At 71.4% G+C, this 23,469-nt stretch carries 23 protein-coding genes and 1 tRNA gene; 12 read left to right on the top strand and 12 right to left on the bottom strand.

The features are described 5' to 3' along the window. The first annotated feature begins 1 nt into the window (after nt 1). The 3 genes from selA (at nt 2) to CEG14_RS01715 (ending at nt 3,528) form a co-directional block, all read left to right on the top strand. A complete protein-coding gene (gene selA / locus CEG14_RS01725; protein ID WP_094824627.1) occupies nt 2–1,444 on the top strand; it encodes an L-seryl-tRNA(Sec) selenium transferase in 1,443 nt (480 codons plus the stop codon). Next, nucleotides 1,441–3,366, top strand: a complete 1,926-nt coding sequence (gene selB, locus CEG14_RS01720) for a selenocysteine-specific translation elongation factor (protein WP_094824626.1) — start codon at nt 1,441–1,443, stop codon at nt 3,364–3,366. Before selA ends, selB begins: the two co-directional genes overlap by 4 nt. Nucleotides 3,367–3,432: 66 nt before the next feature. Next, nucleotides 3,433–3,528 (top strand) — tRNA-Sec (locus CEG14_RS01715). Between the two features lie 6 nt (nt 3,529–3,534). Here CEG14_RS01715 and CEG14_RS01710 read toward each other — a convergent pair. Beyond that, a complete protein-coding gene (locus CEG14_RS01710) occupies nt 3,535–4,155 on the bottom strand; it encodes a TlpA family protein disulfide reductase (RefSeq protein ID WP_094824625.1) in 621 nt (206 codons plus the stop codon). Further along, nucleotides 4,155–5,264, bottom strand: coding sequence for a transglutaminase-like domain-containing protein (locus tag CEG14_RS01705; protein WP_094824624.1), 1,110 nt, complete (start codon nt 5,262–5,264; stop codon nt 4,155–4,157). The genes CEG14_RS01710 and CEG14_RS01705 overlap by 1 nt, the downstream gene beginning before the upstream one ends. Nucleotides 5,265–5,443: 179 nt before the next feature. Between CEG14_RS01705 and selD the strand changes: the two genes are divergently transcribed. Continuing rightward, nucleotides 5,444–6,514, top strand: coding sequence for a selenide, water dikinase SelD (gene selD, locus CEG14_RS01700; RefSeq protein WP_094824623.1), 1,071 nt, complete (start codon nt 5,444–5,446; stop codon nt 6,512–6,514). A gap of 49 nt (nt 6,515–6,563) precedes the next feature. Here selD and CEG14_RS01695 read toward each other — a convergent pair whose 3' ends face one another. Beyond that, nucleotides 6,564–7,475, bottom strand: coding sequence for a LysR substrate-binding domain-containing protein (locus CEG14_RS01695; RefSeq protein ID WP_094824622.1), 912 nt, complete (start codon nt 7,473–7,475; stop codon nt 6,564–6,566). A 130-nt stretch (nt 7,476–7,605) separates the two neighbouring features. Between CEG14_RS01695 and CEG14_RS01690 the strand changes: the two genes are divergently transcribed. Genes CEG14_RS01690 through CEG14_RS26220 form a run of 4 tightly spaced genes read left to right on the top strand, consistent with a single transcriptional unit; the run spans nt 7,606 to nt 9,450 of the window. Next, nucleotides 7,606–7,872 (top strand): DUF2917 domain-containing protein, encoded by a 267-nt coding sequence (locus tag CEG14_RS01690; RefSeq protein WP_255032072.1) that lies wholly within the window; start codon nt 7,606–7,608, stop codon nt 7,870–7,872. A gap of 26 nt (nt 7,873–7,898) precedes the next feature. Continuing rightward, complete coding sequence (locus CEG14_RS01685; RefSeq protein ID WP_094825244.1) at nt 7,899–8,492, top strand: 2-hydroxychromene-2-carboxylate isomerase; 594 nt, start codon at nt 7,899–7,901, stop codon at nt 8,490–8,492. Between the two features lie 38 nt (nt 8,493–8,530). Then, the gene (locus CEG14_RS01680; RefSeq protein WP_094824621.1) at nt 8,531–9,286 is read left to right on the top strand and encodes an SDR family oxidoreductase; all 756 of its coding nucleotides are present in this window, start codon (nt 8,531–8,533) and stop codon (nt 9,284–9,286) included. Further along, nucleotides 9,283–9,450: a hypothetical protein gene (locus CEG14_RS26220; RefSeq protein ID WP_176461349.1), complete on the top strand. Its 168-nt coding sequence runs from the start codon at nt 9,283–9,285 to the stop codon at nt 9,448–9,450. Before CEG14_RS01680 ends, CEG14_RS26220 begins: the two co-directional genes overlap by 4 nt. Nucleotides 9,451–9,455: 5 nt before the next feature. On the opposite strand, the gene CEG14_RS01675 is transcribed toward CEG14_RS26220, so the two are convergent. The 3 genes from CEG14_RS01675 to adh form a co-directional block, all read right to left on the bottom strand. Further along, nucleotides 9,456–9,827, bottom strand: coding sequence for a DUF779 domain-containing protein (locus tag CEG14_RS01675; protein WP_094824620.1), 372 nt, complete (start codon nt 9,825–9,827; stop codon nt 9,456–9,458). 53 nt (nt 9,828–9,880) lie between these two features. Continuing rightward, complete coding sequence (gene adhP / locus CEG14_RS01670) at nt 9,881–10,915, bottom strand: alcohol dehydrogenase AdhP (RefSeq protein WP_094824619.1); 1,035 nt, start codon at nt 10,913–10,915, stop codon at nt 9,881–9,883. 108 nt (nt 10,916–11,023) lie between these two features. Next, complete coding sequence (gene adh, locus CEG14_RS01665) at nt 11,024–12,553, bottom strand: aldehyde dehydrogenase (protein WP_094824618.1); 1,530 nt, start codon at nt 12,551–12,553, stop codon at nt 11,024–11,026. A gap of 277 nt (nt 12,554–12,830) precedes the next feature. On the opposite strand from adh, the gene CEG14_RS01660 reads away from it, so the two are divergent. Further along, complete coding sequence (locus CEG14_RS01660; RefSeq protein WP_094824617.1) at nt 12,831–14,708, top strand: sigma-54-dependent Fis family transcriptional regulator; 1,878 nt, start codon at nt 12,831–12,833, stop codon at nt 14,706–14,708. 55 nt (nt 14,709–14,763) lie between these two features. Here the strand turns inward: CEG14_RS01660 and trpC are convergent, their stop codons facing one another. The 6 genes from trpC to rpe all read right to left on the bottom strand — a co-directional run bounded on the left by trpC (nt 14,764) and on the right by rpe (nt 20,453). Beyond that, nucleotides 14,764–15,555: an indole-3-glycerol phosphate synthase TrpC gene (trpC, locus tag CEG14_RS01655; RefSeq protein WP_094824616.1), complete on the bottom strand. Its 792-nt coding sequence runs from the start codon at nt 15,553–15,555 to the stop codon at nt 14,764–14,766. Beyond that, the gene (trpD, locus tag CEG14_RS01650) at nt 15,552–16,583 is read right to left on the bottom strand and encodes an anthranilate phosphoribosyltransferase (protein ID WP_094824615.1); all 1,032 of its coding nucleotides are present in this window, start codon (nt 16,581–16,583) and stop codon (nt 15,552–15,554) included. Before trpD ends, trpC begins: the two co-directional genes overlap by 4 nt. Before the next feature lie 19 nt (nt 16,584–16,602). Next, the gene (locus tag CEG14_RS01645; protein ID WP_094824614.1) at nt 16,603–17,166 is read right to left on the bottom strand and encodes an anthranilate synthase component II; all 564 of its coding nucleotides are present in this window, start codon (nt 17,164–17,166) and stop codon (nt 16,603–16,605) included. A 55-nt stretch (nt 17,167–17,221) separates the two neighbouring features. After that, nucleotides 17,222–18,742: an anthranilate synthase component I gene (trpE, locus tag CEG14_RS01640; RefSeq protein WP_094824613.1), complete on the bottom strand. Its 1,521-nt coding sequence runs from the start codon at nt 18,740–18,742 to the stop codon at nt 17,222–17,224. 240 nt (nt 18,743–18,982) lie between these two features. Continuing rightward, nucleotides 18,983–19,708: a phosphoglycolate phosphatase gene (locus CEG14_RS01635; protein ID WP_255032071.1), complete on the bottom strand. Its 726-nt coding sequence runs from the start codon at nt 19,706–19,708 to the stop codon at nt 18,983–18,985. A 19-nt stretch (nt 19,709–19,727) separates the two neighbouring features. Beyond that, nucleotides 19,728–20,453 carry a ribulose-phosphate 3-epimerase gene (rpe, locus tag CEG14_RS01630; RefSeq protein WP_373454161.1) on the bottom strand — a complete coding sequence of 242 codons (726 nt, stop codon included), beginning with the start codon at nt 20,451–20,453 and terminating at the stop codon, nt 19,728–19,730. A 128-nt stretch (nt 20,454–20,581) separates the two neighbouring features. Here rpe and apaG point away from each other — a divergent pair, with 128 nt between their 5' ends. From apaG to CEG14_RS01615, 3 genes are read left to right on the top strand one after another with little or no spacing between them, the layout of a single operon-like run. Further along, nucleotides 20,582–20,956 carry a Co2+/Mg2+ efflux protein ApaG gene (gene apaG / locus CEG14_RS01625; protein ID WP_094824611.1) on the top strand — a complete coding sequence of 125 codons (375 nt, stop codon included), beginning with the start codon at nt 20,582–20,584 and terminating at the stop codon, nt 20,954–20,956. 44 nt (nt 20,957–21,000) lie between these two features. Continuing rightward, nucleotides 21,001–22,293 carry a murein transglycosylase A gene (gene mltA / locus CEG14_RS01620; protein WP_094825242.1) on the top strand — a complete coding sequence of 431 codons (1,293 nt, stop codon included), beginning with the start codon at nt 21,001–21,003 and terminating at the stop codon, nt 22,291–22,293. After that, entirely contained in the window at nt 22,290–23,459 is a 1,170-nt protein-coding gene (locus CEG14_RS01615; protein ID WP_094824610.1) for a UbiH/UbiF family hydroxylase, read from the top strand. Before mltA ends, CEG14_RS01615 begins: the two co-directional genes overlap by 4 nt. Nucleotides 23,460–23,469 lie beyond the last annotated feature (10 nt).

The raw sequence follows: 23,469 nt of genomic DNA, 5'->3' as shown, positions 1-23,469 counted from the left end.
CATGCGTTCGCCCGCCTCCGATGCCGGCCAGCCGCAAGGCATGGCGCGCCCGGCCGACCTGCCGGCACTCGACCGCGTGCTCGCGCTGGACGGCGCCGAAGCGCTGCTCCAGGCCTACGGCCGCTCCCAGGTCGTGGCGGCGCTGCGGCGCGAGCTCGACACACTGCGTGCCGAGGCCGTGGCCGGCACCCTGGGCCATACCCGCGCCGAGCCCGCCTCGATCCTGCATGCGGTCACCGGCGCGTTGCGCCAGGCGGCCGAGCCACGCCTGCGCGCGATGTTCAACCTCACCGGCACGGTGCTGCACACCAACCTGGGCCGGGCCCTGCTGCCCGACGAGGCCGTGAATGCAGTGGTGCGCGCGCTCACCACGCCGGCCAACCTCGAATTCGATCTCGCCACGGGCGCGCGCGGCGACCGCGACGATCTGGTCGAAGACCTGCTGTGCGAGCTCACGGGCGCGGAGGCCGCCACCGTGGTCAACAACAACGCCGCCGCCGTGCTGCTGATGCTCAACGCGCTGGCCGACCGCCGCGAGGTGGTGGTGTCGCGCGGCGAGCTGGTGGAGATCGGCGGCGCGTTCCGCATCCCCGACATCATGAAGCGCGCCGGTGCGCGGCTGGTCGAGGTGGGCACCACCAACCGCACGCACGCCGCCGACTACGACAACGCCATCGGCGCGCGCACCGCGATGCTGATGAAGGTCCATTGCAGCAACTACGCCGTCACCGGCTTCACCAAGAGCGTGAGCGTGGCCGAGGTGGCGGCCATGGCGCATGCGCGCGGCCTGCCCGCCACGGTCGACCTGGGCAGCGGCACGCTGATCGACCTCACCCAATACGGGCTGCCGCGCGAGGACACCGTGCGCGAGACCATCGCCGCCGGCGCCGACCTCGTCACCTTCAGCGGCGACAAGCTGCTGGGCGGGCCGCAGGCCGGCCTGCTGGCCGGCCGCGCCGACCTGATCCGCAAGATCAAGAAAAACCCGCTCAAGCGGGCGCTGCGCGTGGGCAAGCTCACGCTGGCCGCGCTCGAGCCCGTGCTGGCGCTGTACCGCGCCCCCGAGCACCTGGCCGAGCGCCTCACCACGCTGCGCCTGCTGACGCGGCCGCAGCGCCTGATCCAGGAAACCGCCGAGCGCGTGCGCGCCAGCGTGCAGCTGGCCGCGGGGCCCGGCTTCGGCGTCGAGATCGCCGCCATGTTCAGCCAGATCGGCAGCGGCGCGCTGCCGGTCGACCAGCTGCCCAGCGCCGGCCTGGCGATCCGTCACCTCGGCCCGGGTCGTCCCGGACGCCACCTGGAGCGGCTGCAGGCGCAGCTGCGCGGCCTGCCCAGGCCCGTGATCGGCCGCGTCGAATCCGACGCGCTGTGGCTCGACCTGCGCTGCCTGGAGGCGCGCGACGAGACCGCGTTCCTGGCGCAGCTGGCGGAGCCGCTCGCATGATCATCGGCACGGCCGGTCACATCGACCACGGCAAGACCACGCTGGTGCGCGCCCTGACCGGCGTCGACACCGACCGGCTCAAGGAAGAGAAGGCACGCGGCATTTCGATCGAGCTGGGCTACGCCTACACGCCGCTGCCGGATGGTTCGGTGCTCGGCTTCATCGACGTGCCGGGCCACGAAAAGCTCGTGCACACCATGGCGGCCGGCGCCAGCGGCATCGACTTCGGCCTGCTGGTGGTGGCCGCCGACGACGGCGTGATGCCGCAGACGCGCGAACACCTGGCGATCCTGCGCCTGCTCGGCGTGCCGCGCGGCGCGGTGGCGCTCACCAAGTGCGACCGCGCCGACGCGGCGCGCATCGCAGCGGTGCACGGCGAGATCGCGGCGCTGGTGCAGGGCGGCTTCCTGGAAGGCGCGCCGGTGTTCGAGGTGGCGGCCCAACACGCCGACGATCCCGGCACGCAGGCCCTGCGCGCCGCGCTGCACGGCCAGGCCCAGGCGCTCGCCGCGCCCGCGGCCGAGGGCCTGTTCCGCCTCGCCGTGGACCGCGCCTTCACGCTGGCCGGCCACGGCACCGTCGTGACCGGCACCGTGCACGACGGCCGCGCCCACGCCGGCGACGACGGCGCCGACCTGCGGCTGATGCCGGCCGGCACGCCGGTGCGGGTGCGCAGCATCCACGCGCAGAACCAGCCCAGCCCCACCGGCCAGGCCGGACAACGTTGCGCGCTCAACCTGCCCGGCATCGACAAACAGGCCATCTCGCGCGGCGACTGGATCGCCGACGCGCGCTGCTTCACGCCCTCGCGCCACGTCGACGTGGCGCTCACCCTGCTGCCCGGCGACGACACCCGCGTGCGGCCCTGGACGCCGCTGCACGTGCACATCGGCGCGGCGCGCCATCTGGCGCACGCCGTGCCGCTCGCGCCCGAGCAGCTCGAGGCCGGCCAGACGGGGCTGGTGCAGCTGGTGTTCGATACGGACGTCTGCGCGATGCCCGGCGACCGCTGCATCGTGCGCAATCCGCAGGCCACCCGCACGCTGGGCGGCGGCCGCGTGCTCGACGCCAACGCGCCCGATCGCAAGCGCCGCAGCCCGGCCCGGCTGCACTGGCTGGCCGCCGTCGGCGACTACCTCGACGGCGCGGGCCTGCGCCCCCTGCTGGAGCAGGCCCCGCTCGGCCTGACGCAGGACGCCGTGCAGCATCTCACCGGCCAGGCGGCCGCCGCGATCGCCGCGCCGGACGGCGCGCTGTGGGTGGCGCCGCGCGTGGGCGGCACGCCCACCCTGATCGCACACGCGCGCTGGGCGGCGCTGCTGGCCCAGCTGGCCGACTCGCTCGATGCCTTCCACGCGAGCAATCCCGACGAGGCCGGGATCGACGCCGCGCGCCTGCGCCGCATGGCGCTGCCGGGCGCCGACGACGCGCTGTGGCAGGCGCTGGTGGAGGGCGCGCAGACGCAGGGCCTGGCCCAGCGCAACGGCCCCTGGCTGCATCGTCCGGGGCATGCCGTGACGCTCTCCGACGACGAGTCCGTGCTGGCGCAGCGCCTGTTGCCCGACCTGGAACACGGCGCCTTCGATCCGCCGTGGGTGCGTGACCTGGCGCGCCAGCACGAGGTGCCCGAGGAACGGGTGCGGCAGCTGCTGCGCAAGCTGCTGCGACGCGGCGACGTGGCGCAGGTGGTGCGCGATCTGTTCTATCACCGGCTTGCCGTGCGGCGCATGGCGCAGCTGGTGCGCCAGCTGTGCGAGACCCAGGGCGGCGCGGAGGCCGCGGCCTTTCGCGACCTGACCGGCCTGGGCCGCAAGCGCGCGGTGCAGGTGCTGGAGTTCTTCGACCGGGTGGGCTACACGCGGCGCCTGCGCGACCTGCACGTGATGCGCGGCGCGGCCGACATGTTCGAGCGCGGCGACTGAGCGAGACAGGCCCGCGGGCCTTGGCTATCATAGGGTCCGCGCCGCGTCGCGGCCTGCATCACCGTCGGAAGGCATGCGTGCCCGGTGGCACGGCTGGGCTTCAAACCCAGTTGGGGACGTCAGACGTTCCCAGGTAGGTTCGACTCCTGCTGCCTTCCGCCATCCTCTCTAGGCCGGCTCGTCGAGCAGGCTCGTCACCGCCGCCACCACGGCCGGCCGGCGCCAGTCGAGCGCGCCCAGGTGCCAATAGCGCAGGCGCCCCTTGCGATCCACCAGATAATTCGCCGGCATGCCGAGCACGCGCCAGTCGCGCGCCGCCGTGCCGTTGCGATCATGCAGCACGGTGTCGGGCAGCGGAAAGCGCGCCAGGAACGCATCGATGCGTGGCCGCGACTCGCCATGGTTGACCGCCCACAGCCGCAGGCCGCGCCCCGCCTGCGCGCGCACCAGCGCGGCCATCTCCGGAAACTCGTCGCGGCAGGGCTCGCACCAGCTGGCCCAGAAGCTCAGCAGCACCACCTGCCCGCGCGCCTGCGCCAGCGTGTGTGCCGCGCCGTCGAGCGCGGGCAGATCGAGCGCCGGCGTGGCGCCGCCGCGCCAGGGCGCCCAGTCGGGCCCCGTGGCCCGGCGCAGCGCGTCGTCGCTCACGCCCTCCGCATGGGCGCGCGTGGCAGAGAGTGCGGCGGCGAGTGCGGCGGCGAGTGTTGCCGTTGCGGCGCCGGCGCGGGCCAGCGGCGCCGTGGCGAGCGCGGCCAGCCAGCGCCGGCGTCCGGCCGCCACGTCGGCCATCAGGCGCTCAGCGGCCGCGCGGTGATGCGGTAGCGGAAGTGATCGGGGTCGAGGCTGTCGAGCCTGCCGTCGGCCGTTTCGCCGTTGGGGTACATCAGGAACGGCACCGGACCCTGCTTCGAGCCGGGCAGCGCCACGTCATGGCCGTGGTTGTAGGCGACCCAGTTCATCTCCCAGTTGCCGAACAGCATCACGCGCGCCGCGCGCACCTGCGGATGGCCGAGCGGCAATTCGCCCGGCGGCTCTTCCAGCATGACCTTGCGCACGTCGGCCGGATCCACCGGCACCCAGCCATAGCCGTCGGCATAGAACTCGGCGCGGCAATGCTGCGCGCGCGTCACGTCGCCGGCCTTGCCCAGGCTCTTGTAGCCCAGTTGCGAGTCGGCCACGCGCAGCCCGTAGGCGTCGCGCGCGGGAATGCCGGAGGCACGCGCCAGCGCCACGAACAGCGAATTGATGTCGGCACACTTGCCGTTCAGGTCGTTGGCGGTGAGCATGTAGCGCACGTCGCCGATGCCGCAGCCGCGCGTGGCCGCGGTGCGACAGGTGTTCTCGACCACCCACTGGTAGATGGCGCGGGCGCGCGCCATGTCGCCCTGATGGCCGCGCGTGATGCGGTCGGCCGTCTCCTTCACGATGCCGTCGGTGGGCAGCAGCGAGGTGGGCGCCAGGTAATGGGCGAGCGTGGCGCGGGGCTCGCGCGGCGCGTCGGCAGACGGCCCGGCGTCGAGATCGACGCGACGATTGCGGGTCTCGAAGGTGCTCGTGACGGTGATGCGGCGCGGCCCCGTGGCGGCCTGCTGCCATTCGGCGCCGAGCATCTGCACGTCGTGATCGCTGCCCTGGTGCAGCGCGGCCTGGCCGCCGCCCTCGACCTGCCAGGTGGTCTTCACGTTGCGCTGGTAGTCGGTGTCGGTGGCATAGGGCACCGGGATCCACAGACGCGGATGCGCGCCGGCATCGAGCACGTCGACCTGGGTGGTGAGTTCGAACGAGCGCCAGCTCGAGTTCAGCGGATTGCCGGTGGCGGCGCGGGCGACGGCGCCCAGGCCCGTGGCGCAGAGCGCGCCGGCGGCGGAAGTCAGGTGGAGAAATTGACGGCGGTCCATGGTTCCTCCCACGCACGGTGGAGACGGATGGCGGGCCGCACACGATGCTCGCCGTGCGCGGATGGCAAAGGCCTGCGCTGCGCCGCACGCGTTGCCGGGCGCAGTCCGTCGATCATAGAACCAAAGCCGCCCCGGGTGCTATCCTCGTCGGCACGCTCACCGCTCCAGGAACCCTTCAGATGGCCGACGCTACCTCCTCTCCTGCCGCCGATGTCCCGCGGCTGACCTCGCTCTCGCACGGCGGCGGCTGCGGCTGCAAGATCGCGCCGGGCGTGCTCTCGGAACTGCTCAAGGGCTTCGCGCCGCAGGCGGTGCGCGACGACAACCTGCTGGTCGGCACCGAGACCGCCGATGACGCCGCGGTCTATCGCCTGAACGACGAGCAGGCGCTGATCGCCACCACCGACTTTTTCATGCCCATCGTCGACGATCCGTTCGACTTCGGCCGCATCGCCGCCACCAATGCGCTGTCCGATGTGTATGCGATGGGCGGCCGGCCGATCATGGCCCTGGCGCTGGTCGGCATGCCGATCAACGTGTTGCCGCACGCCGTGATCGCCGAGATCCTGCGCGGCGGCGAATCGGTCTGTGCCGACGCGGGCATCGCCGTCGCGGGCGGCCACAGCATCGACTCGGTCGAGCCGATCTACGGCCTGGCCGCGATGGGCCTGGTGCACCCCAAGCGCATCAAGCGCAATGCCGACGCGCGTGCCGGCGACGTGCTGGTGCTGGGCAAGCCGCTGGGCGTGGGCATTCTTTCGGCGGCGCTGAAGAAAAACCGTCTCGACGCGGCCGGCTATGCGGCCATGATCGGCGCGACCACGCTGCTCAACCGCCCCGGCGCGGAGCTGGCGCAGCTCGAGGGCGTGCATGCCATGACCGACGTCACCGGCTTCGGCCTGCTCGGCCACACGCTGGAGATGGCGCGCGGCGCCGGCCTCACCGCGCAGCTGTGCCTGTCCGACCTGCCCTGGCTCGCCGGCGTGCAGGCGCTGGCGGCCGAAGGCGTGATCACCGGCGCCTCGGGCCGCAACTGGGCCTCGTATGGCGACGCGATCCGGCTGGGCGATTCGGTGGACGCGGCCGCGCGCGCGCTGCTGACCGATCCGCAGACCTCCGGCGGGCTGTTGGTTGCGTGCGCACCCGATACCGTGACGCGGGTGCTCGACACCTTCCGGCGCGGCGGCTTCGAGGCCGCCTGCGTGATCGGCGAGATGGCCGAGGGCCCGGCAGAGGTGCGGGTGTCCTGACGCGCCCGCGCGCTGCACGATCCCCGACGCGCGGCTCGCCGCGCGTTTTTCATGCGGCCAGCGCCAGCGCGGTAGCGCGCGCCTCTTCGGCCAGCCAGCGCGCCACGATGGCGCAATCGCGGCTGTCGCGACCGGGGCACCGCACCAGCCAATAGGCCAGGTCGGGCGCATGCGCCGGCCCCACCGGCACGAGACGGCCGTCGGCCAGCATGGGCGCGATCAGCGCCTGGCGGCCCAGCGCCACGCCGTGGCCCGCCAGCGCGGCCTGCACCACCTGGTCGTACTGATTGAAGCGCAGCATGGCGCGCGGCGCGACGCGGCCCAATCCGTGCGCATGCAACCATCCCGGCCACTGCAGCCAGGGCCGCGCGGGATCTTCGAATTCGAGCAGCACCTGGCCGGCCAGCGAGCCGGCGTCCAGCCGCGCGAGGCGCAGCTCGGGGCGCGCCACCGGCAGCACCGACTCGCCGAACATCCACACCGCGCCGTCGCCGGCCGCGGCCCGCGGTGCGTAGCGGATGGCGATGTCCACGTCTTCACGCTCCAGGTCGAGCACGCGGTTGTCGGCCGCCACCCGCACGTCGATGTCGGGATGCGCGGCCTGGAAGGCGCCCAGGCGCGGCAGCAGCCACAGCGAGGCCACGCCGATGGTGGTGGTGACGGTGACCGGCGTGCGCCGGCCCGGCTCGGTCCAGGGCGCGATGAGCTCGCCCAGCTCGGTGAGCCAGGGATCGGCGAGCCGGAACAGCTGCGCGCCCTCGGGGGTGAGCGACACCGAACGGAAGCCGCGCTTGAGCAGGGTCACGCCCAGATGGGCCTCGAGCGTGCGGATCTGGCGGCTCACGGCCGACTGCGTCACGTGCAGGTCGAGCGCGGCCTGCGTGATGCTCATGCGCCGCGCCACGGCGACGAAGCCGCGCACGAGATCGAGAGGCGGAAGCTTGGCGAGGGACGATGACATTCCACAAACTCATGCGATGCGAGCCCAGATGTCGCTTGAGCGATGTTACTCCCTGAGCGTCAAATAGCCCGTACGACTCAAGCGATCCTGCCGCCAGGGCAGCTTCGCATTCACGCGGCGAGGTACGGGCATGGCCCTCGAAGATGTCCGGATCTGCTGCACCGCAGGAATGCGATTCACCCTGGACCGCCGCTCGACCCTGGTGTTGAAGCGCGCGGCCGGCACCCGTATCCTGTGCCTGGGCGGGACGGTCTGGCTGTCGGAGATCCGTCCGGCCGCCGACTGCGTGCTCGGCACCGGCCAATCGAAGCTGCTGGACAACGATCGCGACGTCGTTCTGGGCGGCCTGCCGGATGCGCAGGTCGCGATTCTTTCCCCAACGGAGCCTGCCCCGTGACCGTGCCCGCCCCCTCCCAGGTCGAAATGTGGTTCGACTTTGCCAGTCCCTACAGCTACCTGGCGCTGGCGCGCATCGAGCCGCTCGCGCAGGCCGCCGGCGTGCCGGTGGCGCCGCGGCCCTTCCTGCTCGGCCCCATCTTCCAGGCGCAGGGCTGGAACGATTCGCCGTTCCGCCTGTTCCCGGGCAAGGGCGCCTACATGATGCGCGACATCGCGCGCCTGGCGGCCAAGTATGGGGTGCCCTATGAGCGGCCGGCGGTGTTCCCGCGCGTCGGCGTGCTGCCCGCGCGCGTGGCGCTGCTCGGGCAGGCCCAGCCGTGGGGCCTCGCCTTCTGCAAGGCGGTGTTCGACGCCAACTTCGTCCGCGACGAGGACATCCAGAACGAGGACGTGGTGCGGGCGCTGCTGCAGACGCTCGCGCTCGACGCCGACGCGCTGATCGCGCAGGCCCGCGCCGAAGCCACCAAGGAGGCGCTGCGGCGCCAGGTCGACCGCGCGCGCCAGCATGGCATCTTCGGCGCGCCCACCTTTCTGGTCGAGGGCGAGATGTTCTGGGGCAATGACCGCCTCGAGGATGCGCTCGACTGGGCCTGCGGCCGGCAGGGCGCCCGCACCTGATACGCTCACGCCTTTCACCCTCCAGCGAGCCGCCCGCCATGCCCCACACGCAACCCGTCATGATCATCACCGGCGCAAGCCGCGGCATCGGCGCCGCCTGCGCGCTGCTGGCCGCGCGCCGCGGCTATGCCGTCTGCGTCAACTACCGTGAACGCGAAGTGCCGGCGCTGGCCGTGGTGGATGCCATCCGCGCGCAGGGCGGCACCGCCATCGCGGTGCAGGCCGACGTGGCCGACGAGGCACAGGTGGAGGCCCTGTTCGAGCGGGTGGACCAGGAATGGGGCCGGCTCGACGGCCTCATCAACAACGCCGGCATCCTCGATCGCCAGATGCGCGTGGAAGACATGGACGCGGCGCGTGTCACGCGCATCCTCGCCACCAACGTGACCGGCGCGCTGATCTGCGCACGCGAAGCGGTGCGCCGCATGGCGCCGCGCCGGGGCGGGCAGGGCGGCGCGATCGTGAACGTCTCCTCGGCCGCCGCCCGGCTCGGCGCGGCCGGCGAATACGTCGACTACGCCGCCTCCAAGGGCGCGCTCGACACCCTCACCATCGGCCTGGCGCGCGAAGTGGCCGCGGACAACATCCGCGTCAACGGCGTGCGCCCCGGCCTCATCTATACCGAAATGCATGCGGACGGCGGCGAGCCGGGGCGGGTCGACCGTCTCAAGGACTCGACGCCGCTGCAACGCGGCGGCACGCCCGAGGAAGTGGCGGGCGCCGTGATGTGGTTCTTTTCCGATGAAGCGGGCTATTCCACCGGCTCCTTCATCGAGGTTTCAGGCGGACGATGAAAAACGCAATCAGTGCCCTGCGCGGCGCGCCCATGCCGGGCGGCCGTTCCATGCCCCAGTTCCGCGCCGCGCGCATCCGGCGCGTGGTGTTCCATTGGCAGCACCGCGACGGCGAGACCGGCGTGGCCGCCGCGCAGCCGCCCGCGCCGCCGCGCAAGCCCTGAGCGCGCTAGCCGCGCGTCACCGGCGCCACGCCGGCCCACTCCGCATCGGAATACAGGCGCGAGCGCACCAGGAAGCGCCGGCCTTCTGCGCTGTCGAGCGAGAAGGCGCCGCCGCGGCCGGGCACGGCATCGATCGTGAGCTGGGTGTGTTCCCAGTACTCGAACTGCGCCGCGCTCATGTAGAACGGACAGCCGTCGATCTCGCCCAGCAGCACGTCGGCGCCGCCGACCAGGAATTCGCCGGCCGGATAGCACATGGGCGCGCTGCCGTCGCAGCAGCCGCCGGATTGATGGAACATCAGCGGACCGTGCTTGGCGCGCAGCGTGGCGATCAGGTCGAGCGCGGCCGGAGTGACCAGCACGCGGGGCGTGTTCATGGCGAGTCTCCTGGAGCAGACGGGCGGCCCGGCCCGGACGCCGGGCCGCACGCTCAGTTGCCGATGTCGAGCACGATGCGGCCTTCGATCTGGCCTTTGTGCATCTTGTCGAACACCGTGTTGATGTCGTCGAGCGACGCCGTGCTGACCGTCGCCGCCACCTTGCCCGCGGCCGCGAAGTCGAGCGACTCCTGCAGGTCCAGCCGGGTGCCCACGATCGAGCCGCGCACCGTGATGCCGCTGAGCACCACGTCGAAGATCGGCAGCGGGAAATCGCCCGGCGGCAGGCCGTTGAGCGAGATCGTGCCGCCGCGCGCCACCATGCCCATGGCCTGCTGGAAGGCCTTGGGCGAGACCGCGGTGACGAGCGCGCCCTGCGCGCCGCCGCCCGTCTCGCGCTTGACCTCGGCGGCCGGGTCTTCCGAGGTGCGGGCGTTCACGGTCACGGCGGCGCCGAGGCGGCGCGCGAAGTCCAGCTTGGCGTCGTCGACGTCGACGGCCACGACGTTCAGGCCCATCGCCCGCGCATACTGCACGGCCATGTGGCCGAGGCCGCCGATGCCGGAGATCACCACCCAGTCGCCCGGCTTGGTGTCGGTAACCTTGAGCCCCTTGTAGACCGTCACGCCCGCGCACAGCACCGGCGCGATCTCCTGGAAGCCGATGTTGGCCGGCAGGTGCCCCACGTACGCGGGATCCGCGACCACGTATTCGGCGAAGCCGCCGTTCACGGAGTAGCCGGTGTTCTGCTGCGACTCGCACAGCGTCTCCCAGCCGCCCAGGCAGTGGCGGCAATGACCGCAGGCGCTGTAGAGCCAGGGCACACCGACCCGGTCGCCCTCCTTGACGTGCTTCACGCCGGCGCCCACGGCCGAGACGAACCCCACGCCCTCATGGCCCGGGATGAAGGGCGGCTGGGGCTTGACCGGCCAATCGCCCTCGGCCGCGTGCAGATCGGTGTGGCACACGCCGGAGGCCTGCACCGCGACCTGGATCTGCCCCGGACCGGGCTGGGGGATCGGCACTTCATCGATGCTCAGGGGCTTGCCGAACGCGCGTACGACCGCGGCTTTCATGGTGTTTGCCATGCTTCGTTCCTCCTGTCAGCGTTGCACGGCGAGACGCGCGGCGCGCGCCCTGGCCGCTTCCCTCGCTGGCGCGGCGACCCCGCCGCGCCAGGCACACACGAGCGACGGTCAGAAGAAGCCGAGCTTCTTCGGGCTGTAGCTCACCAGCAGGTTCTTGGTCTGCTGATAGTGGTCGAGCATCATCTTGTGCGTCTCGCGCCCGATGCCCGATTGCTTGTAGCCGCCGAATGCCGCATGCGCGGGATAGGCGTGATAGCAGTTGGTCCAGACCCGCCCCGCCTTGATCGCGCGGCCCATGCGGTAGCAGGTGTTGATGTCGCGCGACCAGACGCCGGCGCCCAGCCCGTAGAGCGTGTCATTGGCGAGCGACAGCGCCTCCTCGGTGTTCTTGAAGGTCGTCACCGCCACCACGGGGCCGAAGATCTCCTCCTGGAACACGCGCATGCGGTTGTCGCCCTTGAACACGGTGGGCTGCACGTAATAGCCCTCGCGCATGGCACCCTCGAAGGTGGCGCGCGCGCCGCCCGCCAGCACCTCGGCGCCTTCCTGCCGGCCGATGTCGAGGTACGACAGGATCTTCTCGAGCTGCTCGCTGGAGGCCTGCGCGCCGATCATGGTGTCGGCGTCGAGCGGATTGCCCTGCTTGATTTGCGCCACGCGCTTGAGCGCGCGCTCCATGAAGCGGTCGTAGAGCGACTCGTGGATCAGCGCGCGGCTCGGGCAGGTGCAGACCTCGCCCTGGTTGAGCGCGAACATCACGAAGCCCTCGATGGCCTTGTCGAAGAAGTCGTCGTCGTGCTGGCCCACGTCCTCGAAGAAGATGTTGGGCGACTTGCCGCCCAGCTCGAGCGTGACCGGGATGATGTTCTGCGAGGCGTACTGCATGATGAGACGGCCGGTGGTGGTCTCGCCGGTGAACGCGATCTTGGCGATGCGCTTGTTCGACGCGAGCGGCTTGCCCGCCTCCAGGCCGAAGCCGGTCACGATGTTGAGCACGCCCGGCGGCACGATGTCGGCGATCAGCTCGGCCAGCATCAGGATGCCCAGCGGCGTCTGTTCGGCCGGCTTGAGCACCACGCAGTTGCCGGCGGCGATGGCGGGCGCGAGCTTCCACGCGGCCATCAGGATCGGGAAGTTCCACGGGATGATCTGGCCGACCACGCCGAGCGGCTCGCGGAAGTGGTAGGCCACCGTGTCGGGATCGATCTCCGACAGCGAGCCCTCCTGGCCGCGGATGGCCGAGGCGAAGTAGCGGAAGTGATCGATGGCCAGCGGAATGTCGGCGGCGCGCGCCTCGCGGATCGGCTTGCCGTTGTCCCAGGTCTCGGCGGTGGCGAGCAGCTCCAGGTTGGCCTCGATCGCGTCGGCGATGCGGAACAGCACGCGCGCGCGATCGGCGGGCGGCGTCGCGCCCCAGGCCGGCGCGGCCTTGTGGGCAGCATCCAGCGCCAGCTCGATGTCGCGCTCGCCCGAGCGCGCGTGGCGCGACAGCACCGCGCCGGTCACCGGCGTGATGTTGTCGAAGTACTCCTCGCCCACCGGGGGCACCCACTTGCCGCCGATGAAGTTGCCGTATTGGGACTTGATGTCCAGCGGGGTGCCGTAGGTGTCCGGCGCGAGTCGGGTCGCGATGTCCATGTCCTTGTCTCCGTTGTTGTGCTGTGCGGCGCCGCTGGCGCGGTGCCTGCAGGGAATCAAGCAAAGCCTGTGCCAGGACGCGCCCCGGGCGGGCGATGCGCCCCTTTTTGTAGGGCCGGACGCGGCTTTACAGGCGCGCATCGCGCGTGCGAAAGTAGGCCGCTCACAGCGCCGCGCGGCGGGCTGTCGCGAATCGCGACAGTGTCGCGCGACAGGCGTCGCAGAACGCCGCACAACCCCCATGGGCCGCCCGCGTGCGCGCCCCGGAGACACCGCCATGGCCCGCAATCCGCCCCCAGGACTGGCCACCGCCAGGTTGTTGTTCGCCGAACAGGGCGCCGTGCCCGGCGGCAGCGTGGCCGAGCCCATCCTGCGCTCGTGGCGCCGCTGCGCCGATCTCGGCCACGACATGCGCGCCCAGCGGCCGCAGGAGCCCATCACCCAATCCGAGCTGCGCGTGGCCCAGGAGCGCAACGAGGCGCTGCGGCGCATGTGCCGGCCCGCGCTCGACATGCTGGCCGCCTGCCCGCAGGGGCGCGACGGCCTGGTGATCCTCACCGACGCGCAGGGCCTGGTGCTCGACACGCGCGGCGATCCGGCCTTCGCGTCGCGCGCCTCGCGCGTGGCGCTGATGCCGGGCGCGCGCTGGGACGAGTCGATGGCCGGCACCAACGCGATCGGCACCGCGCTGGTCGAGGGCCGCGCGCTGTCGGTGCATGGCGGCGAGCATTTCTTCGAGCCCAACCACATCCTCACCTGCTCGGCCGTGCCCGTGAGCGATGCGCGCGGCCGCCTGCTCGGCGTGCTCGACCTGTCGGGTCCGGCACGCGACATGCCGCGCACGCTGGCGCGAGTGCGGCAGGCGGTCGACCTGGCCGAGCATGCGGTGTTCGAACACGATTACGCGCACTGCACGCTGCTGGGGCTGCATGGCGATCCCACCCGCCTCGCCACGCCGGCCGAGGCCGTGCTGGCGTTCGAAGGCGAGCGGCTGGTCGGCGCCAATCGCCACGCGCTGGCCTGGCTGGCGCTCGACGCGGCCGCGCTGGGCGTGCTGCGCTATCACGACCTGTTCGAGGGTGCGCTGCACGAGGCGCTCGCGCTGCGGCAGTCGCCCGACGGCCGGCGCTGGCATGCGCGGCTGCGCGCGCCGCTGCGGCCCCTGCCGCAGGCGCCGGCCCGCACGCCGCCCGCCGCCGCGCCGGCGCGCACGCCGGGCTCGCCCCGCATCGAGCCTGCGGCCGTGTTCGACGACGCGACGCGCATGGCGCTGGCGCGCGCGGTGCGCATGCAGGACGCGGGCGTGGCGGTGCTGCTGCAGGGCGAGACCGGCACCGGCAAGGAGGTGTTCGCGCGCGCCATGCATGCGCGCAGCGCCCGCGCCGGCAAGCCCTTCGTGGCGGTCAACTGCGCGGCGCTGCCCGAGGCGCTGATCGAGGCCGAGCTGTTCGGCTACGAAGACGGCGCCTTCACCGGCGCGCGGCGCCACGGCAGCAAGGGATTGCTGCGCCAGGCCGAGGGCGGCGTGCTGTTTCTCGACGAGATCGGCGACATGCCGCTGGCCCTGCAGGCGCGGCTGCTGCGGGTGCTGCAGGCGCGCGAGGTCACGCCGCTCGGCGGCGCGCAGGCGGTGCCGCTCGACTTCGCCCTGATCTGCGCCACCCACCGGCCGCTGGCGGCCGACGACGCGAGCGCGCCGGTGCGCCCCGACCTGTATTTCCGCATCGCCGAATACACGGTGGCGCTGGCGCCGCTGCGCGCGCGCGGCGACCGTGCGCGGCTGGTGCGCCAGCTCTGGCACGGCCTGGCCGAGGACATCGCGCTGCCGCCCGAGCTCGAGGCGCGGCTGGCGGCCCAGCCGTGGCCGGGCAACTTCCGTCAGATGGTGTCGGTGCTGCGCGCCCTGGCCGTGCTGGCCTCGGAGAGCGGCGCGGTGCGCGCCGACATGCTGCCCGACGGCCTGGCCGTCGCCACGGCCGCGACGGCCACGCAGTCCGGGCCGGGCGACACGCTGCAGACACTGGCGGCCGCGCGCATCGACGCCGTGCTGGCGCAGTGCGAAGGCAATGTGTCGCAGGCGGCGCGCCTGCTGGGCGTGCATCGCAGCACGCTGTACCGCCGCCAGGGCCGCCCCGCGCGCAAGCGCGTGGCCTGAACCGCGCGGTCTGGTCACGGCCAGCGGGGCGCCCGCGGGCCGGGCCCGCGCGGCCTCAGGCCATCATGATGCGGGCGAGCTCCACGCCCGGATCGGGCGCGCGCATGAAGGCCTCGCCCACCAGGAACGCATCGACCTCGTGGTCGCGCATCAGCTTCACGTCTTCGGGCGTGAGAATGCCGCTCTCGGTGACCACGCGCTTGCCGGCCGGAATGCGCGGCAGCAGGTCGAGCGTGTTCTGCAGGCTGGTCTCGAAGGTGCGCAGGTTGCGGTTGTTGATGCCGAGCAGTGGCGTGTTGAGCGTGAGCGCCACCTCGAGCTCGGCCGCGTCATGCACCTCCACCAGCACGTCCAGGCCCAGGTCGAACGCGACCTGCTCGTACTCGCGCAGCTGGGTGGGCGACAGCGCGGCCACGATCAGCAGCACGCAGTCGGCGCCCATCGCGCGGGCCGAGATGATCTGGTAGGGATCGATGATGAAGTCTTTGCGCAGCACCGGCAGCGGGCAGGCCGCGCGCGCGCGGCGCAGGTTGTCGTGCGAGCCCTGGAAGAACTGCACGTCGGTGAGCACCGACAGGCAGGCCGCGCCGTGCGCGGCATAGCTCGACGCGATGGCGGCGGGGTCGAAGTTCTCGCGCAGCACGCCCTTGGAGGGCGATGCCTTCTTGATCTCGGCGATCACGCCGGGCTTGCCGGCGGCGATCTTGTCTTCGATCGCCTGGGCAAAGCCGCGCACGTCCTGGCGTGCCTGGGCTTCGCGCAGCAGTTCGGATTCGCTGCGCAGCTGGCGTGCGGTGGCGACTTCCTCGGCCTTGATGGCCAGGATCTTCGCGAGGATATCGTTCATTTCTGGAATTTCCGGGTGTAAGCGCAGAACTCCTCCAGCTTGGCGCGGGCTGCGCCGTTGGAGATCAGTTCGAACGCCAGTTTAAGCGCCGCGGGGATGGACTCGGCCTTGTTGCCGGCATAAATGGCCAGACCCGCGTTCAGCGCGACGATGTCCCGGGCGGCGCCTTCGACATTCTCGAGCGCTTCGATGACAAGTTCACGCGACTGTTCGCGATTGGACACCTTGATACTGCGGTTGGACATCATGGATAGCCCGTAGTCCTCGGGGTGGATCTCGTATTCGCGCACCTCGCCGTCCTTGAGCTCGCCCACCAGCGTGGCCGCGCCCAGCGAGGCCTCGTCCATGCCGTCCTTGCCGTGCACCACCAGCACGTGGCGCGAGCCGAGCCGCTGCAGCACGCGCACCTGGATGCCGACCAGGTCGGCATGGAACACGCCCATGAGCTGGTTGGCCGCACCGGCGGGATTGGTCAGCGGGCCGAGGATGTTGAAGATGGTGCGCACCGCCAGCTCCTTGCGGACCGCGGCGATGTTCTTCATGGCGCCGTGATGGGCGGGCGCGAACATGAAGCCGATGCCGGTGGCGGTGATGCACTCGGCCACTTCGTCGGGCGTGAGCGTGAGGTTGGCGCCCAGCGCCTCCAGCACGTCGGCGCTGCCCGACGACGACGAGGCGCTGCGGTTGCCGTGCTTGGCGATCGGCACCCCGGCGGCGGCGGCCACGAACATGGCGGTGGTCGAGATGTTGAAGGTGTGGCTGCCGTCGCCGCCGGTGCCGCACATGTCGAGCAGGTCTTCGGGATTGGGCGTGACCACGGGCGTCGCGAACTCGCGCATCACCTGCGCGGCCGCCGTGATTTCACCCACGGTTTCCTTCTTGACCCGCAGGCCCATCAGCAGCGCGCTGGCGATCTGCGGCGACATCTCGCCGCGCATCAGCATGCGCATCAGATGCAGCATCTCGTCGTGGAAGATTTCGCGGTGTTCGATGCAGCGCACGAGCGCTTCGGTGGGAGAGATCGTCACTTGGGTGCTCCTGGATGGGTCAGAGATTGAGGAAGTTGCGCAGCATCGCGTGGCCGTGCTCGCTCAGCACCGACTCCGGATGGAACTGTACTCCGTACAGCGGCAGGGTCTTGTGCGCCACCCCCATGATGTCGCCATCGGGCGCCGTGGCGGTGACCTGCAGCTCGTCGGGCAGGGTGGCCGGATCGATCGTGAGCGAGTTGTAGCGGATCACGGTGTAGGGGCTGGGCAGGCCGGTGAAGATGTCGGTGCCGGTGTGCTGGATGCTCACGGTCTTGCCGTGCATGATCTGCTGCGCCCGCACGATGTCGCCGCCGTAGGCGGCGCCGATGGCCTGGTGGCCCAGGCACACGCCCAAAATGGGCAGCTTGCCGGCGAAGGCGCGGATCGCGGCCACGGAGATGCCGGCCTCGGCCGGCGAGCAGGGGCCGGGCGACACGCAGATGCGGTCGGGCCCGAGCGCGGCGATCTCCTCGAGCGTGATCTGGTCGTTGCGCGCCACGCGCACGTCTTCGCCCAGCTCGCCGAAGTACTGCACCAGGTTGTAGGTGAAGGAATCGTAGTTGTCGATCATCAACAGCATGTCTGTCTCGCTAATCCGGTGGGGCCCGCAGGCCTGGAAGTGTGGGTCGGGGGCCTCAGATGGGCTCGTCCAGGCCGTGCTGGACCTGCTCGGCGGCGCGCAGCACCGCGCGCGCCTTGGCCTCGGTCTCGGCGTATTCGGCCTCGGGGCTGGAGTCGGCCACGATGCCGGCCGCGGCCTGCACGTACAGCGTGCCGTTCTTGATGACGCCGGTGCGGATCGCGATGGCCACGTCCATCTCGCCGCCATAGCTCAGGTAGCCGGCCGCGCCGCCGTAGATGCCGCGGCGCACGGGCTCGAGCTCGTCGATGATCTCCATGGCGCGCACCTTGGGCGCGCCGGTGAGCGTGCCGGCCGGGAAGGCCGCGCGCAGCACGTCCATGCTGCTCATGCCCGGGTTGAGGTTGCCGGTGACGTTGGAGACCAGGTGCATCACGTGCGAATAGCGCTCGATGGCCATGGTGTCGCTCACCCGCACCGAACCGGTCTCGGCCACCCGGCCGACGTCGTTGCGGGCCAGGTCGATCAGCATGACGTGCTCGGCGATCTCCTTGGGATCGGCGCGCAGCTCGGCGGCCAGCGCCTGGTCTTCCTCGGGCGTGCCGCCGCGCTTGCGCGTGCCGGCCAGCGGGCGGATCGTGATCTGCGACTTGGGCGCGCCGTTCTCGACCACCTGCTCCTGGCGCACCAGGATCTCGGGCGAGGCGCCCACCACCTGGAAGTCGCCGAAGTTCCAGAAGTACATGTAGGGCGAGGGGTTGAGCGAGCGCAGCGCGCGATAGAGCGAGAGCGGCGCGTCGCGGAACGGCTTGGCGATGACCTGGCCCACCTGCACCTGCATCAGGTCGCCGGCCGCGATGTATTCCTTGGCGCGGCGCACGGCGGCGAGGTAATCCTCCTTGGAAAAGTCGCGCCGCTCCTCGGTCTGCATACTGGCGTGGCTGTAGGGGATCTCGACGGCGCGGCGCAGGCGGGCGCGCAGGTCGAGCAGGCGCTGCTGGGCGCGGCTGTAAGACTCGGGCTGGGCGGGGTCGGCGTAGACCATCAGGTAGATGCGGCCGGCCAGGTTGTCGACGATCACGAGCTCGTCGACGTGCAGCAGCATGATGTCGGGCGTGCCCTCGTCCATGCCGGCCGGGAACGGCTTGACGGCCGGGCCCAGGCGCGGCTCGATGTGGCGCACCGTGTCGTAGCCGAAGTAGCCGGCCAGGCCGCCGCAGAAGCGCGGCATGCCGGGGCGCAGGGCCACCTTGAAGCGCGCCTGGTAGGCCTCGATGAAGGCCAGCGGATCGCCGTCGTGAGTCTCGACGACCTTGCCGTCGGTCAGCACCTCGGTGTGGGTGCCGCGCGCCTGGATCACGGTACGGGCCGGCAGGCCGATAAAGGAGTAGCGGCCGAAGCGCTCGCCGCCCACCACCGACTCCATCAGGCAGCTCATGCGCCCGCCCTGCGGGCCGCTGTGGGCCAGCTTGAGGTAGATGGCCAGCGGCGTGTCGAGGTCCGCGTAGGTCTCGGCGACCAGCGGGATGCGGTTGTAGCCCTGGGCGGCCAGTGCCTTGAATTCGATTTCGGTCATGTCGGGTCTGGGTCGGTGTAGGTTGCGACAGACCGGGCACGCATGTGAAAAAGCCCGGTCCTGTGAGGGTTCCGGGCTTGGCTGCTGCTTTTACAGCTTACGGCGTTGGCGCGGTGCACGCGTCAAGGCCGGGAAGGGAATCATCGCCACCCGGAAGACAAACGCCACCAACGCCACGAGGCGTTGCGCATTCGGTTCGAGGGGCGAGCGTTCATTGAATCGGGTGTCGCTTGGGGTTGTTCAGGCCTGGGCCGGGGTTTCGATTTTCGCGGCGCCGGATTTGGCGTTGCGATCGGCGATCCACTGGGCGGCGTCAAGCAGCGTGTCGACTATACCATCAACGTCCAGGGTGCGCACGTCCATGCCTTCGTTGTAGCCATAGGGCACGGCCAGCACCGCGGTACCCGCGCGGCGGCCGGCCAGCGCGTCGTTGATCGAATCGCCGATGGTCACGGCCTGCTCGGGCGCGACGCCGAAGGCGGCCAGGGCGTGCAGCACCTGGTCGGGATCGGGCTTGCGGCGCTCGCAGGTGTCGCCGCACACCACGGCCTCGAAGAAGCCGGCCAGGCCGGTGCGCTGCATGAGCGGCAGCGTGAACTCGGTGGGCTTGTTGGTGACCACCGCGAGCTTCAGGCCCTGGGCGCGCATCGCCTTCAGGCCTTCGATCACGCCGTCGAACACGCGCGCCTTGTCACCGTTGACCAGGTGGTAATGGCGGTAGAACGAGGCGCGGCCCTCGGCGAAGCGCGCGTCGTCGGGGGCCGCGGCATCGAGGCTGCCGGCCAGCGTGCGGCGCACGAGGTTGTCCACGCCCTTGCCCACGAAGGTGGCGATCACATCTTCGCGCAGCGGCGCCATGCCGAGCTCGACCCGCATGGCGTTGGCCGCGTGGGCGAGATCGGGAACGGAGTCGAGCAGGGTGCCGTCGAGGTCGAGCAGGGCGGCGAGCAGGGGCGTGGCGGACACGGCGTATTTCCTAGATGAGTCAGGCGGACAGGGTTTCGGCGCGGGCGATCTCGGCGCGCATCTGGTCGATCACGGCCTTGTAGTCGGGCTTGCCGAAGATGGCGGAGCCGGCCACGAAGGTGTCCGCGCCGGCCGCGCGGATCTCGGCGATGTTGTCGACCTTCACGCCCCCGTCGACCTCCAGCAGGATCGGCTGGCCGCCGGCCCGGGTCCAGGCGTCGATACGGGCGCGCGCCTCGCGCAGCTTGGTGAGCGTGGACGGGATGAACGACTGGCCGCCGAAGCCGGGGTTCACCGACATCAGCAGCACCATGTCGAGGCGATCCATCACGTAGTCCATGTACGAGAGCGGCGTGGCCGGGTTGAACACCAGGCCGGCCTTGCAGCCGTTGTCGCGGATCAGCTGGAGGGTGCGGTCGACGTGGCGGCTGGCCTCGGGGTGGAAGGTGATCATGTTGGCGCCCGCCTTGGCGAACATCGGCACGATCTCGTCCACCGGCTCGACCATCAGGTGCACGTCGATCGTGACATTCACATGGGGACGGATCGCCGCACAGACCATCGGGCCGATGGTGAGGTTGGGCACGTAGTGGTTGTCCATCACGTCGAAGTGAATCCAGTCGGCGCCCGCGGCGACGACGTTGCGGACCTCTTCGCCCAGGCGAGCGAAATCGGCGGATAGAATGCTGGGAGCGATGCGGGTGGTGACCGGCGTGGACATGGTGATCGGGATTTCCGGGGGCATAATGTGCAATTATTGCAGCTTGACGCCCCGGCCCGGGAGCTCGGTTACTTCTTCGCCCCGGACCGCCGCGTCGGCGGCCGCCAGCCGCCGTTGCGTCCCCCTCTCATGCGCCACACCGGGATAGGCCTGTGAAACCTTACGATCTGACCGTATCCGTGACCCCTCGATTCGTGCCGGAGCAGTCCGATCCCAGTCAACAGCAATTCGTGTTCGCGTACACGGTGCGCATCACCAACACCGGGTCGAATCCGGCCCAGGTCATCAGCCGCCACTGGGTCATCACCGACGGCAACCAGCGCGTCCAGGAGGTCCGCGGCCTCGGCGTGGTGGGCCAGCAGCCGCTGCTGGCGCCCGGCGAAACCTTCGAATACACCAGCGGCTGTCCGCTGCCGACCCCGGTCGGCACCATGCGCGGCACCTATCACTGCGTGGGCGAGAACGGCATCCCGTTCGAAGTGCCCATCACCGAATTCGTGCTGGCCATGCCCCGCACCCTGCATTGATCCCGCCGGCGCAGCCCGCGCCGGCCGCAACCGATTTTCCGCCCATGAAGCGCCTTCTTAGTCTGTCCGTGCTGTCGGTTTTGCTGGCGGCATGCACCACCACCCAGGAAATCCCGCCCGACGAGCAGCCCGGCGGCATCACGCCCCCGCCGGCCGAAGGCCCGCTCACGGTGCCGTCGGTGTCGGCGCTGCCGGACACGCCGGCGCGCGCGCTCGCCGGCCGCTATCAGCGGGTCAACTACAGCGAGCTGCCCGGCTGGGACAGCGACGACCTGTCGCGCCTGTGGCCGCTGGTGATCCGCAACTGCAAGGGCCTGATGCGCCCGACCTCCGGCAACCTCGCCGCGCCGGCACGCGCCACGCCGCGCGCCTGGCAGCCGGTGTGCGCCGCCGCGGCCGATCCGGCCCGCGCGCCCGCCCCCGGCGACGCCGCCGCCGTGCGCCGCTTCATCCAGACCTGGCTGCAGCCCTGGCGCGTCAACGGCGCCGACGGCAAGCCGGCCACCAACACCGTCACGGGCTACTACGAGCCGCTGGTGCGCGGCTCGCGCGTGGCGGGCGGCAAGCATCAATGGCCGCTCTACACGGTGCCGAGCGACCTGCTCACCATCGATCTGGGCTCGGTCTACCCCGACCTGGCCGGCAAGCGGGTGCGCGGCAAGCTCGACGGGCGCCGCGTGGTGCCCTACGACACGCGCGCCGCGCTCGAGGCCTCCGACCGCAAGCCGCCCGTGCTGGCCTGGATCGATGATCCGGTCGACAACTTCTTCCTGCAGGTGCAGGGCTCGGGCCGCGTGCTGCTCACCGACGGGCCCGACGCCGGCAAGACCATCCGCGTGGCCTACGCCGACCACAACGGCCAGCCCTACGTGTCGATCGGCCGCTGGCTGATCGACCGCGGCGAGCTGCGTGCCGACCAGGCCTCCATGCAGAACATCCGCGCCTGGGCCCAGCGCAATCCGGGCCGCACGCAGGAAATGCTCAACGCCAACCCGGCCGTGGTGTTCTTCCGCGAAGAGGCGGTGGTGGATCCCGAGCAGGGTCCCAAGGGCGCCTACGCGATTCCGCTGGCCGCCGGCCGCTCGATCGCGGTCGACCCCACCTTCGTGCCGCTCGGCACGCCGGTGTTCCTGGCCACCACCTATCCCGCCTCGGAGCGGCCGCTGCAGCGCCTGGTGTTCGCGCAGGACACCGGCACGGCCATCAAGGGCGCCGCGCGCGCCGACTACTACTGGGGCTTCGGCGACGAAGCCGGCCAGCAGGCGGGCCGCATGAAGCAGCGCGGCCAGATGTGGCTGCTGTGGCCCAAGCAGGCCGGGGAGCCGAGCGCGCGATGAAGCACCAGGTCCTGATCCTCGGCGCCGGCATCGTCGGCCTCTCGACCGCGCTGGCGCTGGCCCGCCGCGGCCAGCGCGTGGCCGTGCTGGCGCCGCGCAGCCCGGTGGCGCCGGTCACCCCCGACCTCTATCACCCGCGCGTCTACGCCATCTCGCCCGCCAGCCAGCGTTTCCTGGCCGAGCTGGGCGTGTGGGGCGCGATGCCGCAGGCGCGGCTCACGCCGGTCACCGCCATGGAGATCCATGGCGACGGCGACGGCCGCGTCGATCTCAACGCCTGGCAGGCGGCCCAGCCGCAACTGGCCTGGATCGTCGAGTCGGGCGAAATCGAGCGCGTGCTGGCGCAGGCCGTGCAGATGTTCGGCATCCCCTGGATCGAGGAGCGCTGCGTGAGCTGGCGTGCCGGCGAGGTGCGCACCGACGCCGATCGCGTGCTGCAGGCCGAGTTGTTCGTGGGCGCCGACGGCGCCGCTTCGCCGCTGCGCGAGGCCGCCGGCCTGAAGCACGAGGCCACCTCGTATCACGACGTGGGCCTGGTGGTGCACCTCGACGCCGAGCGCGCCCACCAGGGCACCGCCCTGCAATGGTTCCGCGACGACGGCGTGCTGGCCCTGCTGCCCATGCCCGACACGAGCGCGGGCGCGCAGGTCTCGATGGTGTGGTCGATGCGCGAGGAGCCCGCGCGCGCGCTGCTGGCGCTCTCTCCCGACGACCAGGCCACCGAGCTGGCGCGCCGCCTCGCCGACGCGACCCACGGCCGCCTGGGCGCGCTGCGCGTGCGCAGCAAGCTGCATGGCTTCCCCCTGACCCTCGAACGCGCCCAGATGGTGGCGCCGGGCATCGCGCTGGCGGGCGACGCGGCCCACCGCCTGCATCCGCTCGCCGGCCAGGGCCTGAACCTCGGCCTGGGCGACGTGCAGGCGCTGGCCGAGGTCGTGGCCAGGCGCGAAGCCTTCCGCGAGGCCGGCGACATCCGCGTGCTGCGCCGCTACCAGCGCGCCCGCGCCGAGCCCGTGCTGGCGATGCGCCTGGCCACCGACGGCCTGCACCGGCTGTTCGGCGCGCGCGCCGCGCCGCTGGTGTGGCTGCGCAACGCCGGCATGCAGTGGGTCGACGCACTGCCCTTCGTGAAGCGTCAGCTGATCGACGGTGCCTCGCGCAACTAATTCCGGGCCG

The sequence above is a fragment of the Bordetella genomosp. 1 genome, from assembly GCF_002261335.1.
Classification (GTDB): domain Bacteria; phylum Pseudomonadota; class Gammaproteobacteria; order Burkholderiales; family Burkholderiaceae_B; genus Bordetella.
Note: the sequence above shows the minus strand (reverse complement) of the source record. Positions and strands in the feature narration are given on the sequence as shown.

Excerpts from the sequence above, each read along its gene's own strand:
- mltA (WP_094825242.1), top strand. The coding sequence starts at position 21,001 with ATGAAGCGCCTTCTTAGTCTGTCCGTGCTGTCGGTTTTGCTGGCGGCA.
- CEG14_RS01680 (WP_094824621.1), top strand. The coding sequence starts at position 8,531 with ATGCCCCACACGCAACCCGTCATGATCATCACCGGCGCAAGCCGCGGC.
- selA (WP_094824627.1), top strand. The coding sequence starts at position 2 with ATGCGTTCGCCCGCCTCCGATGCCGGCCAGCCGCAAGGCATGGCGCGC.
- trpE (WP_094824613.1), bottom strand. The coding sequence starts at position 18,742 with ATGACCGAAATCGAATTCAAGGCACTGGCCGCCCAGGGCTACAACCGC.
- trpC (WP_094824616.1), bottom strand. The coding sequence starts at position 15,555 with ATGAACGATATCCTCGCGAAGATCCTGGCCATCAAGGCCGAGGAAGTC.
- CEG14_RS01705 (WP_094824624.1), bottom strand. The coding sequence starts at position 5,264 with ATGGACCGCCGTCAATTTCTCCACCTGACTTCCGCCGCCGGCGCGCTC.
- rpe (WP_373454161.1), bottom strand. The coding sequence starts at position 20,453 with ATGCCCCCGGAAATCCCGATCACCATGTCCACGCCGGTCACCACCCGC.
- selB (WP_094824626.1), top strand. The coding sequence starts at position 1,441 with ATGATCATCGGCACGGCCGGTCACATCGACCACGGCAAGACCACGCTG.
- CEG14_RS26220 (WP_176461349.1), top strand. The coding sequence starts at position 9,283 with ATGAAAAACGCAATCAGTGCCCTGCGCGGCGCGCCCATGCCGGGCGGC.
- CEG14_RS01685 (WP_094825244.1), top strand. The coding sequence starts at position 7,899 with ATGTGGTTCGACTTTGCCAGTCCCTACAGCTACCTGGCGCTGGCGCGC.
- CEG14_RS01695 (WP_094824622.1), bottom strand. The coding sequence starts at position 7,475 with ATGTCATCGTCCCTCGCCAAGCTTCCGCCTCTCGATCTCGTGCGCGGC.
- CEG14_RS01710 (WP_094824625.1), bottom strand. The coding sequence starts at position 4,155 with ATGGCCGACGTGGCGGCCGGACGCCGGCGCTGGCTGGCCGCGCTCGCC.
- CEG14_RS01675 (WP_094824620.1), bottom strand. The coding sequence starts at position 9,827 with ATGAACACGCCCCGCGTGCTGGTCACTCCGGCCGCGCTCGACCTGATC.
- CEG14_RS01690 (WP_255032072.1), top strand. The coding sequence starts at position 7,606 with ATGGCCCTCGAAGATGTCCGGATCTGCTGCACCGCAGGAATGCGATTC.
- adh (WP_094824618.1), bottom strand. The coding sequence starts at position 12,553 with ATGGACATCGCGACCCGACTCGCGCCGGACACCTACGGCACCCCGCTG.
- adhP (WP_094824619.1), bottom strand. The coding sequence starts at position 10,915 with ATGGCAAACACCATGAAAGCCGCGGTCGTACGCGCGTTCGGCAAGCCC.
- CEG14_RS01645 (WP_094824614.1), bottom strand. The coding sequence starts at position 17,166 with ATGCTGTTGATGATCGACAACTACGATTCCTTCACCTACAACCTGGTG.
- CEG14_RS01615 (WP_094824610.1), top strand. The coding sequence starts at position 22,290 with ATGAAGCACCAGGTCCTGATCCTCGGCGCCGGCATCGTCGGCCTCTCG.
- CEG14_RS01660 (WP_094824617.1), top strand. The coding sequence starts at position 12,831 with ATGGCCCGCAATCCGCCCCCAGGACTGGCCACCGCCAGGTTGTTGTTC.
- selD (WP_094824623.1), top strand. The coding sequence starts at position 5,444 with ATGGCCGACGCTACCTCCTCTCCTGCCGCCGATGTCCCGCGGCTGACC.